12 protein-coding genes are annotated in these 13,913 nt (G+C 46.7%); 4 read left to right on the top strand and 8 right to left on the bottom strand.

Annotation, left to right across the window (positions count from 1 at the left end; translation table 11 throughout):
- The first annotated feature begins 141 nt into the window (after positions 1-141).
- The 3 genes from WH95_RS05590 to WH95_RS05580 all read left to right on the top strand — a co-directional run bounded on the left by WH95_RS05590 (position 142) and on the right by WH95_RS05580 (position 2,549).
- Entirely contained in the window at positions 142-1,521 is a 1,380-nt protein-coding gene (locus tag WH95_RS05590) for a leucyl aminopeptidase family protein (RefSeq protein ID WP_052741822.1), read from the top strand.
- 149 nt (positions 1,522-1,670) lie between these two features.
- A complete protein-coding gene (locus WH95_RS05585; RefSeq protein WP_046504110.1) occupies positions 1,671-2,117 on the top strand; it encodes a universal stress protein in 447 nt (148 codons plus the stop codon).
- A gap of 93 nt (positions 2,118-2,210) precedes the next feature.
- Positions 2,211-2,549, top strand: a complete 339-nt coding sequence (locus WH95_RS05580) for a MarR family winged helix-turn-helix transcriptional regulator (protein ID WP_113771985.1) — start codon at positions 2,211-2,213, stop codon at positions 2,547-2,549.
- Between the two features lie 84 nt (positions 2,550-2,633).
- On the opposite strand, the gene WH95_RS05575 is transcribed toward WH95_RS05580, so the two are convergent.
- The 8 genes from WH95_RS05575 to WH95_RS05540 all read right to left on the bottom strand — a co-directional run bounded on the left by WH95_RS05575 (position 2,634) and on the right by WH95_RS05540 (position 12,872).
- On the bottom strand, positions 2,634-3,563 hold the full coding sequence (locus WH95_RS05575) for a 2-hydroxyacid dehydrogenase (protein WP_046504106.1): 930 nt from the start codon (positions 3,561-3,563) through the stop codon (positions 2,634-2,636).
- A gap of 155 nt (positions 3,564-3,718) precedes the next feature.
- Complete coding sequence (locus WH95_RS05570) at positions 3,719-5,380, bottom strand: ABC transporter ATP-binding protein (protein ID WP_046504103.1); 1,662 nt, start codon at positions 5,378-5,380, stop codon at positions 3,719-3,721.
- Positions 5,377-6,444: an ABC transporter permease gene (locus WH95_RS05565; RefSeq protein ID WP_046504101.1), complete on the bottom strand. Its 1,068-nt coding sequence runs from the start codon at positions 6,442-6,444 to the stop codon at positions 5,377-5,379. Before WH95_RS05565 ends, WH95_RS05570 begins: the two co-directional genes overlap by 4 nt.
- Positions 6,445-6,447: 3 nt before the next feature.
- Positions 6,448-7,545 (bottom strand): microcin C ABC transporter permease YejB, encoded by a 1,098-nt coding sequence (locus WH95_RS05560; protein WP_046504098.1) that lies wholly within the window; start codon positions 7,543-7,545, stop codon positions 6,448-6,450.
- Entirely contained in the window at positions 7,545-9,653 is a 2,109-nt protein-coding gene (locus tag WH95_RS05555; RefSeq protein ID WP_046504095.1) for an extracellular solute-binding protein, read from the bottom strand. The genes WH95_RS05560 and WH95_RS05555 overlap by 1 nt, the downstream gene beginning before the upstream one ends.
- 220 nt (positions 9,654-9,873) lie before the next feature.
- Positions 9,874-11,286 (bottom strand): sodium/proline symporter, encoded by a 1,413-nt coding sequence (locus WH95_RS05550; RefSeq protein WP_046504094.1) that lies wholly within the window; start codon positions 11,284-11,286, stop codon positions 9,874-9,876.
- A 127-nt stretch (positions 11,287-11,413) separates the two neighbouring features.
- Positions 11,414-12,211, bottom strand: a complete 798-nt coding sequence (hisN, locus tag WH95_RS05545; protein WP_046504091.1) for a histidinol-phosphatase — start codon at positions 12,209-12,211, stop codon at positions 11,414-11,416.
- 118 nt (positions 12,212-12,329) lie between these two features.
- Positions 12,330-12,872, bottom strand: a complete 543-nt coding sequence (locus tag WH95_RS05540; RefSeq protein ID WP_046504089.1) for a c-type cytochrome — start codon at positions 12,870-12,872, stop codon at positions 12,330-12,332.
- Positions 12,873-13,123: 251 nt separating this feature from the next.
- Here WH95_RS05540 and WH95_RS05535 point away from each other — a divergent pair, with 251 nt between their 5' ends.
- Positions 13,124-13,882, top strand: coding sequence for a 3-deoxy-manno-octulosonate cytidylyltransferase (locus WH95_RS05535; protein WP_046504086.1), 759 nt, complete (start codon positions 13,124-13,126; stop codon positions 13,880-13,882).
- Positions 13,883-13,913 lie beyond the last annotated feature (31 nt).

The raw sequence follows: 13,913 nt of genomic DNA, 5'->3' as shown, positions 1-13,913 counted from the left end.
CAATAATTTTGTTACAGCTTTAAATTGTTTTTTTCCTAAAAAAGGCTGTGCACTCTATCTGTCTGGCTGTAATATCAACGATATTCATTTCTATGCGAGAACGGTCTTGTTGCTCGTGATCCAGTAATTTGTAGGTAAAATATGAGTTTTCAACTGATTGATTCTGCACCAAAGCAGGCCATCCCATTAATTTTCTTTACTAAAACACAATTTCAGAAACAGCTCAACGATGGTGCCAAAGGCACATCATGGATGACAGCCAATGGTTTTAAAGCTGGCGAGGGTGCGACCTGCGCTCTGCCGGATCAGGATGGCGGCGTTAAAGCTGTTGTTGTTGGTCTTGGGGATCAGGATGTTCCCGGTATCTGGATTGCTGCGGGGCTAAGCCAAAACCTGCCAGAGGGAGCTTATTATCTCGAAGAGGATCTCTCTGCAGATGCAGCAACTCAGGTTGCTTTGGGGTGGGCTATTGGTACCTACCAGTTCACGCGCTATAAAAAAAGTAACAAGACCCCGGCGTCTTTGGTTTGGCCCAAAAGCGCCGATCAGACACAGGTTTATGCTCTTGCAAGTGGTGTTCACCTTACGCGGGATTTGATTAACACGCCGAGCAATGACATGGGGCCAGAAGAGCTCGCAACTGCGGCTTCGCAATTAGCTGGTGAATACGAAGCTGATTGTAATGTTATTGTTGGTGAAAAACTCTTAGAAGCAAATTATCCAGCGATTTATGAGGTCGGTAAGGCTTCTGTCCGTGCCCCTCGATTAATTGATTTCAGATGGGGGGATACTGGTCCCAAAATCACCCTGGTGGGTAAAGGCGTTTGCTTTGATACCGGGGGGCTCGATCTGAAATCAGCAGCTGGTATGCTATTGATGAAAAAAGACATGGGGGGTGCTGCCCATGTCTTGGGGATTGCTGCTGCGATAATGCAGAGCAATTTATCGTGTCAGTTACGTGTTCTGATTCCAGCCGTTGAAAATTCGGTTTCTGGCAATGCTTTCAGGCCATCGGATATCATAAAAACCCGCAAAGGTTTAACCGTTGAGATTGGTAATACCGACGCAGAAGGGCGTTTGGTTTTGTGTGATGCTCTTGCCGAGGCAAGCCGGGCCAAACCGGATCTGATTATTGATTTCGCGACGTTAACTGGTGCTGCGCGTGTTGCTTTGGGTACAGATTTACCGGCTATGTTCTGTAATGATGATGACGTTGCTGAAAAGCTTCGTCATCATTCTGTCGAGACTGGTGATGAAGTATGGCGTATGCCGCTGCATCAGCCCTATCGCAAGATGCTGGATAGCAAGATTGCAGATCTGAATAATATATCTGGTGGGCCGTATGCTGGCGCTATTACAGCGGCTTTGTATTTACAGGAATTTGTCGAGAAAGATATTCCTTGGGCACACTTTGACGTCATGGCTTATAACAACTCATCTTCGCCGGGTAAGCCTGAAGGTGGCGAAGCTCTTGGTTTGAGAGCGGTTTATTCCATGGTTAAAGAAATGGTTGAAAAATAGACACTACTTTTCCAATTTTCTAACCTCTTTTGATGCATTGCTTTTTTGCATTTCAGGGTTGTTTATAGAGATTGGGAAAATTCTCTTATTTTGTGCTAATGTTCTTTTGAATTTGGTTTTAATAACTGTCTTACAAATGGAGTATGACAATGTTCAATAAAATCCTTTGTGCGGTCGATGGTTCCGAGCACAGTATGCGTGCCGTTGAAAAAGCAGCAGCCTTGGCCCTTAAGTTTGAAGGTGAGCTTATTTTCCTAACCGTTGCTAAAGCTGTGAAAATGAACGAAGGACTACGCCGCTTTATGGAGGTTGAACACGTATCTGGTCAGGACGCGCAATATGTTCTTGATTCCTTTAGTCAGGAAGTTCTCAACGAGGCTAAAGAAATCGCCAAAAAAGTTGGCGTTGAAAACATCAAAACCGAAGTGAAGGTTGGCCCGCCAGCAAGGTCTATTGTTGAATTTGCTGACAAAAATAAAGTTGATGCAATTGTGATGGGTAGCCGGGGACATGGTGATCTTGAATCGCTTCTTTTGGGATCTGTTTCCCATAAAGTTGCAAGTTTGAGCAAGGTGACCTGTGTAACCGTTCGGTAAGGCGGTCTTTCAAAGCTATTTAAAGGAATGTCTTGAGTTTGATCCTGATTGTGTTCTAGAATCATTGCGATTGCGGAACGTTTAGGAACGATCGTGGACATACCAGCAAAACAGGCTTTAGAATTATGGCGAGGCGTAATGGTCACAGCTCTGCAAAAGGGGCTACCGGACCTGACGTCTCGCCAATTTACGTTATTGCTTCACGTGTATCTCAAAGATCAGGCACATACAGTTCGCGGGTTGGCCGAAGAATTAAACATGTCAAAACCTGCAGTCACGCGCGCTTTGGATCGATTGGGAAAATACGACTTTGTTCGCCGTAAAACAGATGAAAATGATCGCCGCTCAATCCTTGTACAGCGTACCATCAAGGGGTCTGTTTATTTGCGTGAGTTTGGCGATATGGTCGAAGAGTTTGCCGAAGAAGTCTGATTTTTAAAATTCAGAGGCAGCTTACTTTGTTGCTGGAAGACGAAATCTTAGCACTTCCCCTTATTCACTGCAGTTATGTCAGGTTTAATAGCCGCGCTTCATATCCACAACATTTAATAAATCTTCTCCGCTTTCAAAGCGCCGAATACCATCGGCAACATTCCGGGCACTAGAACTTGGGTGTGTCGTACTGGCGGCATGGGGGGTGATGGTGATTTTGGGGTGTTTCCAAAAGGGGTGGTTTTGATCCAGTGGTTCTGATTTGAATACATCAAGTGTCGCCTCAGACAGGTGGCCTGAATCCAATGCTTGGATTAAGTCTTGTTCGACCAAATGCCCACCTCTTGCCGCGTTGATAACGCTCGCGTCTTTGGGCAGCATGGCAAATAGTTCCTTATTGAGAATATCTTCTGTCTCGTCTGTAAGGGGGAGCAGGCAGACCAAAATTTCTGTTGTTTTCAGAAAATCTTCCAGTTGATCTGTGCCAGCATAGGTCTTTATGCCGGGGCGTTCCCGGTGGGTTCTGCTCCAACCCGCGACATCAAAGCCAAGATTGCTCAATTTCTCAGCGGCATCAGACCCCAAGACGCCCATACCCATAATGCCGACCCGTCTATCCCAGGTTACAGGCGGTTCATGTAATAGCCACTCTTTACGGTTTTGTTGTTCGCGATACAGTCGCATGCTTTTGTGATGGTTGAGAACGGTCATGACAACATACTCTGTCATCCCGGACGTTAAAGACGAATCAACCATCCGTACAACGGGCACGTTTTCCGGCAAGTCTGTGTCTGAAGCAAGGTGATCAATGCCAGCCCCTAGCGAAAAAATGACTTTCAGATTGGGAAGGGTTTTGAGTAACCCGGCAGGCGGGCGCCAGACGAGGGCATATTCGATGTCTTCTTTATTTCCGATTTCCGGTAACAGACGCATATCAAGGTCTGGAATTTCAGCGAGCAGATGTTTACGCCATAAATCCAGTCTGTCTGTTTCGGAAATAAAAAGCAGTGCCATCAAAAGCCTCTAATAATCAGTCGTTGAATAGACAGTGTAGGGGATGCGGGAAAGGGATGGCAATCCGGCAACAAAAGTTTTTTATTTCACAGCGGTTTATTATCAGAAATCAGTTTCTGAAAAGTCTTAAGGACCTGTCGGTGTAAAAAGTGCTTTTAAGCGCTTATGGCGTCTTGATTGACAACTTCCAGATCAAACGCAGCTTTAATCAGCGCCTGAGTGTAGGCGGTTTGTGGTGCTTCAAAGATTTCTTTGGCGGTACCTGTTTCGACTGCTTTGCCGTCCTTCATGACGATGACATTATCTGCCAGTGTACGAACGACTTTTAAATCATGGCTTATGAAAAGGTAGGTAAGGTTGTGTTTGATTTGCAGGTTACGGAGCAAATCGACAATCTGTGCCTGAACCGACATATCAAGCGCCGATGTCGGTTCGTCCAATACCAGAAACCTTGGCTTCAGGACCATCGCACGGGCGATGGCAATTCTTTGACGTTGCCCTCCTGAAAATTCATGGGGGTAACGGTGACGGTTTTCCGGGTTCAGGCCAACTTCGTTTAAAGCCTCGATGATCAGGGCTTCTCTCTCTTTGGCATTGCCACCCAATCGATGGACTTTCAGACCTTCTTCTATAATCTGCCCGATTGAGAGGCGCGGGCTGAGTGATCCGTATGGGTCCTGAAAGACAATTTGCATTTCCTGTCGCAGCGATCTCAGTTGTGATCCTTTGGTCGTGGCAATGGACTTTCCGTCAAAACGGATTGCACCTTTACTTGAGATCAAACGCAGCAGGGCGAGGCCCAGAGTTGTCTTGCCGGAACCTGATTCGCCGACAATGCCTATTGTATGCCCTTCTTGCAGAGAAAGGGAGATGCCATCCACGGCCTTGATGTGGCTGACGGTTCTTCTGAATATTCCGCGTTTAACCGGAAAGTGAACCTTGATATCTTCACAGGCCATTATTTCCGGCGCGTCCAGATTGCTCTCGACAGGTTTCCCCCGGGGTTCTGCTGCGAGTAATTTTTGAGTATAGGGGTGCTCCGGGGTTGAGAAGATTTTCTCTGTTGGGCCTTGTTCTACAATCTGCCCCTTTGTCATGACGCAAACGCGATCGGCCATCTTTCTGACGATGCCAAGGTCATGCGTAATCAACAGAATAGACATGCCCAGCTTTTCTTGTAGGTCCTTTAACAGCTCAAGGATTTGTGCCTGAATAGTAACGTCCAGTGCTGTTGTCGGTTCATCTGCGATTAACAGATCCGGTTCGTTGGCAAGGGCCATGGCAATCATGACACGTTGCCGCTGTCCGCCAGACAGCTCGTGTGGATAGGACTTGAGACGTCCAGCCGGATCTTTAATGCCGACTAGTTTCAGAAGCTCCAGAGTTCGTTTCCTGGCTTCTATCTTGCCCATTCCCTTATGCACAAACAGAACTTCGTTAATTTGCTTTTCAATCGTGTGCAGCGGGTTCAACGATGTCATGGGTTCTTGAAAAATGATCGAAATCTTGTTCCCCCGGATATCCCGCATGGTGGCATCGTCAGCGCCAATTATCTCCTTACCCCTATACTTTATGGAACTGCCTTGTGGATGCTGTGCCTGGGGGTAAGGGAGCAGTTGTAAAATGGAAAGCGCACTGACGGATTTTCCTGATCCAGACTCTCCTACTAGAGCAACAGTTTGTCCCTCCATGAGCTTGTATGTGATACCTGCGACGGCATCGACAGTTTCGTCTTCCCCGTGAAACTGAACCGAAAGACTGGTGATGTCTAAAAGGGCCTGTTTTTCTTCGGTAGAATGGTCAACGAGAACACTCATGAGCGATCTCCATTAAAAAGCTTTCTGGGATCAAAGGCATCACGCACCGCTTCGCCAATAAAAACCAACAGACTGAGCATTACGGCGAGGGAAACAAACGCTGTTAAACCCAACCAGGGTGCCTGAAGATTTGCTTTACCTTGTGCTAAGAGTTCACCTAGCGATGCAGACCCCGCGGGAAGCCCTAAGCCAAGAAAGTCGAGTGACGTCAGGCCAGTAATCGCTGCCGTTAGGGTAAAGGGCAGAAAGGTGAGTGTTGCGACAATCGCATTGGGGAGAATATGGCGGTACATGATCATTCTATCACTAACCCCCAGTGCTTTTGCTGATCTGATGTAATCATAGTTCCGCACCTTGAGGAACTCTGCCCTGACGACACCGACAAAGCCGACCCAACTAAAGAGCATTAGGATTCCCAGAAGTGTCCAGAAACTTGGTACGAGGACAGAGCTGACGATAATGAGGATATAGAGAGTTGGCAGACCACTCCAAATTTCGATAAATCGTTGGGCAACAAGATCAAGCGTACCACCAAAGTAACCTTGGATTGCCCCGGCTGTCACACCGATAACAGCACTGATGACGGTTAAGAGTAGGCCAAATATAATTGATATCCGCATACCATAAATAAGGCGGGCAACGACATCTCGTGCTTGATCATCCGTGCCAAGCCAATGGTCAAGATCAGGGGCGGAGGGCGCAGGCGTGGGCAGATCGTAAGCCACTGTTTTATAGTTGTATTGAATTAATGGCCAGATCATCCAGCCCTTTGCTGAAATCAAACTTTGAACATAAGGATCGTGGTAGTCTGTTTCTGTTTCAAATTCCCCGCCAAAATGGGTTTCTGGCAGTGCTTCTACAATTGGGAAATATGCATTGTCATCAAAGAAGACGACGATGGGTTTGTCATTGGCAATCACTTCTGCAATTAAGCTCAAACCGAAAAGAACAAGAAAGATCCAAAGAGACCAATATCCACGACGGTTTTTCTTGAAATTCTGTAGCCGTCTTTGATTCATTGGCGCGAGTGTTATGCCAAATAGTTTTTGTGTATCACCACGCATCAATCACCCCTCCCGGCTCTCAAAATCAATTCGGGGATCGACAAGCATGTAGGCAAGATCACCAATGATGTTCATAAGAAGTCCAACAAGAGTGAAGAAATAGAGGGTACCAAAAATAATGGGATAATCACGATTGAAAACCGCTTCAAATCCCAGACGACCCAAGCCATCCAGAGAAAAGATGACTTCGATTAAAACTGATCCTGTAAACAGAACACCAATGAAGCTGGCCGGGAAAGCTGCTATGACAATGAGCATGGCATTACGAAATACATGACCATAAAGCACGCGGCTTTCTGTCAGGCCTTTTGCGCGCGCTGTTGTGACGTATTGCTGACCAACCTGATCCAGAAATGAATTCTTGGTCAGCATCGTCAAACTGGCGAAACCACCAATAACCATTGCTGTGACGGGCAAGATAATGTGATGCAGATAATCGAGTATCTTATTGGGTGTCGAAAGCTCATCCCAGTTATCTGATGTTAATCCGCTAAGTGGGAAAATTGTTAGATAACTGCCGCCGGCAAAGACGACAAGCAGGAGAACCGCAAAGATAAATCCGGGTATTGCATAGCCGACGATAATGACACCGCTGGTCCAAACATCGAAAGATGACCCGTCACGCATGGCTTTCTTAATACCAAGGGGAATAGAGATTAAATAGACAAGTAGAGTGGTCCAAAGGCCAAGAGAAATGGAAACGGGCATTTTATCGATTACAAGATCAACCACTTTTCGGTCCCGAAAGAAACTCTCACCAAAATCGAAGGTTAAATAATTGCCCATCATGACGATAAACTGCTCATGTAGGGGCTTATCCAGGCCAAATTGTGCTTCAAGTTCTTTGATAAGCTCTGGGTCCAGTCCCTGCGCTCCTTTATACTTACTGGTGTTCGAGGCCTCTGTATCACTTACAGGTGCCAAATCATCTTTGTTCTGTGTTATACGTTCCGATATCTCTGCGCCTTGCCCTGACAGTTTGGCGAGCACCTGTTCCACTGGGCCACCGGGGGCAAGTTGAATAATGGCAAAGTTTAAGATCATGATCCCCAGAAGTGTTGGGATCATTAATAAAAGTCTGCGAACAATATAGGCCAGCATTAGATTTGCCCCCTGTTGCGTCGACGTCTACGAATGAACCAGCGGCCAATAATCAAGATGCTGATGCCGAGCGCATAGGGGCGCCAGTTATCTTTTTTGAAAAAAGCTTCGGGATCCGCAAAGATCTGAAAAGTGAAAAGATCTTTCATATCTTTGGAATTCAAACCCAATTTTTCGAAGTTATTCAAAAAAGTATCAATAATTAATGGATCAAAAAACGGTTCGTTGTTCCCGGAGGTTTCGACAATGGCGGGGGCATTATCGTTTGTTGAGTCACTGGTTTGTGCTTGCTCATTTTTTGCCATTGAGGCCATCAATGCTGCTTCTTTGTCGTTATCAAACCACCAATAGGATGTGCTGGTTCCTCGCCACGGGGTCATTTTTGGCCGTGAAAACTTATCCCAGTAAAGCACACGATCATCTTCGGTATGGAACTGTGGGATAACGTAATAACCCCAGAGTAATACCCGATCGAGTGCACGAACTGTGGCTACCAATTCTTCACGATCATCTGCATTGGCGATAGCTTCGACCAATTCATCAACAACAGGGTCTTTGATGCCAGCAAAGTTACCACTTCCCTTTTTGTCTGCGGTTTCACTCGTCCAAAATCCCCGCTGCTCTGTGCCTGGGGTGATGCTGGCAGAAAGTTTGATTATAACGATATCGTAGTCAAAATCTCTGATACGGTTGATGTATTGGGATCGGTCAACAAGGCGAATTCTGGCATCAATACCAAGTTTGCTTAGACTTGTTACAAAGGGAAGTATGGTTCTTTCCATGCCTTTGGATGAAACAAGCATCTCGAAAGACATTTGTTCCCCGGTTTTTTCATTTACCAGTTTCAAATCTTTGACCACCCAACCTGCTTCGGCAAGAAGCTCGAAAGCTTTTCGGTAGTTGTGGCGTGGCCATCCATTACCATCTGATGTCGGAACATGAAATACTTCTGAAAAGAGATTGTCAGGGACCTTGCCACGATATTTTTCGAGTATTTCCAACTCGCGTCCCTTGGGGATACCTGTCGAAGATAATTCAGAGTTCCCAAAATAATTTGTTGTGCGGGTTAACAATCCAAAAGATAAATTCTTGTTGGACCAGTCAAAATCATAGACATATCCAATGGCTTCTCTGACTTTCGGATCTTTGAAGATGTCCCGTCTGGTATTGTAGAAAAAGCCTTGAATTCCCTGAGGTCGTTTGTGGGGGATTGATTCTTTCTTCAACCAGCCCTTGGTAATGGCCGGAACATCATAATCCTGTGCCCAGGCGCTGGACGAGCGTTCGTTCCGGTAGTCAATTTCCCCTGATTTGATCGCTAGCTTGATGACATCATCATCATGATAATAGGTGGTTCTTATCTTATCGAAATTGTCCTGACCCTTGTTGACGGGCAGGTCTTTTCCCCAGTAGTCCTTGACCCTTTCCTGAACCACATAACGTCCGGCTTCAAAGTCAGTTATTTTGTAGGGGCCGCTTCCCAGGGGCGGTTCGAGAGTAGTTTTGGAAAAATCTCTGTCTTCCCAATAATGTTTGGCAAGGATTGGTAGCGAACCAGCACGAATGGGGAACTCTTTGTTTCCCGGTTCACCGGACGTGAACTTGGCCTGATTGTCCCCGACCTTTTCCACGTTCTTCAGGATTGCATAATAGTTTTTTACGTAAGGTCCGGCGTCATTGCGGATGGTTTCCCAGGAAAAAATAACATCTTCAACAGTTATGGGGACGCCATCATGCCATCTTGCTTCGGGGCGCAGGGTAAAGATAACCCAGGATCTGTCTTCCGGCCATTCAAGGCTTTCTGCGATAAGCCCATATGCGCTTGCGGCTTCATCGGCACTCGCGACCAAGAGGCTTTCTGGCGTGAAGCCCGGTCCGGGTACCCCTTTGATGATATAGGGATTAAAGCTGTCAAAAGTGCCTTCGCTAGCAAGACGAATTTCGCCCCCTTTGGGCGCATCGGGATTAACATAGTTAAAATGGGTGAAGTCAGCGGGGTAACCCGGTTCCCCATGAATGGCAATACCGTGGGATTTTGTCGTTTGTGCAGTAGCTGAAAACGGCAAGAGGACGCAGAGGACAAAATTGACCAGTAAGAGTGCGCGCATCACCTTGTCATAACCCCCGGAATGTCTGTTTGGCGGGCGAATGCCCCTACATAGATAGTCTGAGGTGTTTTGGTTTTATGATCAAGAACTTCGTTAACCATTTTTCGCACCTCAAACAAAGTTGAACAAGGATATTGGCAGGTGAGTGATGAAAAATGGTTAACAAAACTAAATTCAATTCAAGGAATAATTGTCATGAAGATTGAATGAGGTCTGGTGGTTAAGTTTTAGGCCGCTCTTTGGACGTCGTAGAAAAAGGCAAAGCCATGACATAAACACCCAGGGCAGCAACAATGCCGGGAAAACCTTCGTACACTGTTGCATTCAAACCCGTTTCCCGCCAGAGAAGGGCAACGCCCATACCAACCGCCATCATAATCAATGCTGTGGCTTGGGAAGGGCGACAGCCAAGTGCCAGGAGAATGACAACAGGCCCAATTGAACAGGCAAGAGCAGACCATGCAAAAATAACCAGGGTAAAAACATTAGCAGACGCGACAAGGCCCAGAACCAGAGACAGGATAACGACGATGGCTGTTGCAATTCGGCGGGCGCCAATACCGCGACCAACAATCTTGAAGTCTTCGCTTAAAACAGCAGAGCAGCTTAAAACCTGACTATCAGCTGTGGACATTGCGGCTGCGAAGACCCCACCTATGATGATCCCGACAGCAAATCCGGGTAAAAGGACGTCAGCCAACATGGGGAGAACCAGTTCCGCATCCAAAGAGCCTGTATCTGGTATATAGAGTCTTGCGGCCAAACCGACAGTGATAGAAATTAGCAGGAAGGCGCCACTCCAGAAAAAATAGATGATCCCGGTTTTGCGAATGTGGTCCGGGTTATCCAAGGCCATAAATCTCACCATAATGTGGGGTTGTCCCACAACGCCAATCCCATTGAAAAGCCAACCAAAACCAAAAAGTGCCATTGCTTCAAAAGACCCGAAGCGCTCACTTCCCAAATCCAGGAAAGAGGGAGAAACATTATTTAGGGCATCATGAAAGGGAGAGATACCTCCATTGGCGATGATGGCCGAAACCAGAAGCAAAGCCATGGCAAACATCATGAGGATAGATTGCCCGGCGTCAGTCCAGATCGAAGCTCTTAAGCCACCTGTAAAGCAATAGGTGAGTATGACCCCGGCACCAACAATCGATCCGACATAATATTCCCATCCGAAGAGAACATGAAGGGCCTTGCTGCCTGCATTGAATTGTGCGGCTGCGTAGGTCAGAAGGAAGACGAGTGTGATCAGGGCGACAGTAACGCGAAGGATGCGGTAATTTCCTCCCGACCAGAGGGATATGAGTTCTGCAAAACTTAATGCGCCTGTTCTTGCTGTGGCTTCGCTGACTTTTCTGTGCACAAAAAGGAAGGCTATCAGGTCTCCAAAAAAGAAGCCAAAGGCGATCCATATTGCGGAAAGACCATGGGTATAAACATATCCCATCAGCCCAATAAATATATATCCACTATATTTTGTCGCTGCAGCGGAAAGTGCTGTGAGAAGGGGGGAGACATTCCTTTCGGCCAATAGATAGTCTTGTTTGTTCGGAGAAGATCGTCTTGAAGACCAGATGCCAATAATTGCAAACAAGCCCAGACAAAGCACAAAACTTATGACGTCCATCAAGAGATCCCCGTAAAAACTCAACCGTCCAACGTGCGTTAATATGTACAATAAATGCTATCGTTGCAAAAATTTACTCAGGATAAATATCGTGGCTGTAAAATTGATACCCTGTTTAATTTCATCATTAAGCGTTGATCAATTTGCACGTTTCTGTATGTACCCGTATATCGCCCGCGGCAATGACTTTTCCGTCAGAGTGCATGCCAAGGGCATTACCTTCCCAGTCCGTCATAATGCCGCCAGCCCCTGTAATAATTGGAACCTGTGCCAGAAAATCATAAACACCCATACCAGCTTCAACCGTTAGGTCGATCAAGCCGCTGCTGACAAGGCCATAGTTATAACAATCCCCCCCGAAAAGAGGCATCTTTGCAGATTTCCGCACCTTATCGAATTTTGGGAATTCATCTTCTTTAAATAGGTGCGGAGAGGTCGTCGCAACAGTTGCGTCAGATAACGTCGCACAATTGCGTGTGGTCGCTTCGGTGGTGCCCCTGAAATCCTTGAAAAGCGTTTTATGCCCGGTGGCGCCGATCCAGCGTTCGTTCAGGACAGGCATTGCCAAAATACCCATAACAGGTTGGTTGTTTCGTAAAAGGGCAACAAGGGTACCAAAAATTGCGTGTCCGGAAATAAAGCTCCGTGTGCCGTCGATTGGATCCAGTGCCCAGACAAACTCTGCATCCAGATTTTCAGATCCATGTTCCTCACCAACAATGCCGTGATCGGGATAGGCTTTGTTGATGAGCTCGCGCATTGCGCTTTCAGCATTTCTGTCAGCTATGGTAACTGGCGAAGCGTCACTTTTTCCCTCAACATCCAGTGGTTGTCTGAAATGTTTAAGGATAACGTCCTGTGCAGCGTCGCAAAGCTTTTCGCCAAGCTGAACAAACTCATTGGGGCAATGAAAATCGGCACTCATTGTATTGGGATCCTGTTTGAAATTGGATCAAACTTGTCATGATCAAATTTGTTTTAAGTTGTGGTACATAAAAAAGGCGACCCGTTGGGTCGCCTTTTTCGAAAACTTAACTCTCAGCTTACTCTGGAAGAGCCGCTGGATTGTCGCTTTGTTCACGCATGTAAGCGATCAGGTCTGCGCGGGCGCCAACTTTTTTCAGACCGGCAAAGCCCATCTTTGTTCCCGGTGCGAAAGCTTTTGGCTTGGTCAGGAATTCGTTAAGCGCTTCGTAGTCCCAAGTTTCACCATTCATTGCGTTCAGAGCATCAGAATAAGAGTAGCCATCGACTGAAGCACGCTGTGAACCAACAATGCCCCAAAGCGCAGGACCTAATTTATTTGCACCGCCACTTTCAATGGTATGGCAGGATGCACACTTCTTGAATCCTTTTGCACCAGCAGCAACATCGGCGGCAGCAAGAAGGGCGCTTACGGGTTCAATAACCGGGCCAGCAGGGGCTGTGGATGCTGCATCAGCACCGCTATCAGCGACTTCAACCTTATAGGTATTTTCTTCCAAGTCTTTTGGTTGGTAGAGCATGTTTGCTGCAAAACCAGATGCCATTAAGATGATGCCGGCAGTTAGTACTGAGGCAAAAGCCTTATTATTCTCTAAAGACATTCTTCCTGACCCTTTGGGCTTATATTTGAATTTCCGGCAGACAATAGCGTTCCGAAGCCAAGCATTCAATAGTTTCAATTGATTTTTGCTTAGCTTAAGCAGATTTTTTGATTAGTTATAGCGAAAAAAGCGCAAAGCACTTTGTTTAGAAGCTTTTTCTTAACTATGTTAGCGCGAAGAAAAGGATTCTCTCGGGTAAATAAAGCGAGGGTGAATCCGTATATTAAATTCAATTGGTAAAAGGGCCTTTTATGTCTCTTCCTCAAAATCCTGTTGTGCTTATCCCCGCGCGTATGGCCTCTTCGCGCTTGCCGAATAAACCCTTGGCGGATATCGCGGGGTTACCGATGATTGCGCAGTGTTATAAACGTGCTGTCGAAGCCAATCTTGGACCCGTCGTTGTTGCCTGTGCGGAACAGGAAATAGCGGATGTGATCTCTAAAATCGGGGGACATGCTGTTTTAACGGACCCTGATCACCCCTCGGGTTCTGATCGGATTCATGAAGCTCTGCAAAAATTCGATCCGGCAAACAAACATGATGCAATCATCAATGTGCAGGGGGATTTACCGACAGTCGAGCCGAGATTGATCCGGCAAACCTTTGATCTTTTGGCAACCGAGGGGGTTGATATTGGTACCTTGGCTGTTGAGATATCCGAATTGGCTGAGCGGGATAATCCAAACGTTGTCAAGGCTGTTGCCGGTTTTGAAGCCGGACAAACCGTTTCACGTGCCCTTTATTTCACAAGAAGTAAGGCGCCCTGGGATGAAGGCAATGATGATCAACCTCTCTACCACCACATTGGTATGTACGCCTATCGCCGGGAGGCTTTGGAGAAGTTTGTCACCTTGCCAGCATCGCCTTTGGAAAAACGTGAACGATTAGAGCAGCTTCGGGCGCTGGAATCTGGAATGCGTATTGATGTTGCTCTCGTTGACACTGTTCCGCTGGGGGTTGATACTCCTGCGGATCTTGAAAAAGCGAGACAGATTCTCGCAGGATCCTGAGGCAGTATTGCCGGAAATGATAAACGATATT

The organism is Kiloniella litopenaei, assembly GCF_000982415.1.
GTDB classification, from domain to species: Bacteria; Pseudomonadota; Alphaproteobacteria; order Kiloniellales; family Kiloniellaceae; genus Kiloniella; species Kiloniella litopenaei.
Note: the sequence above shows the minus strand (reverse complement) of the source record. Positions and strands in the feature narration are given on the sequence as shown.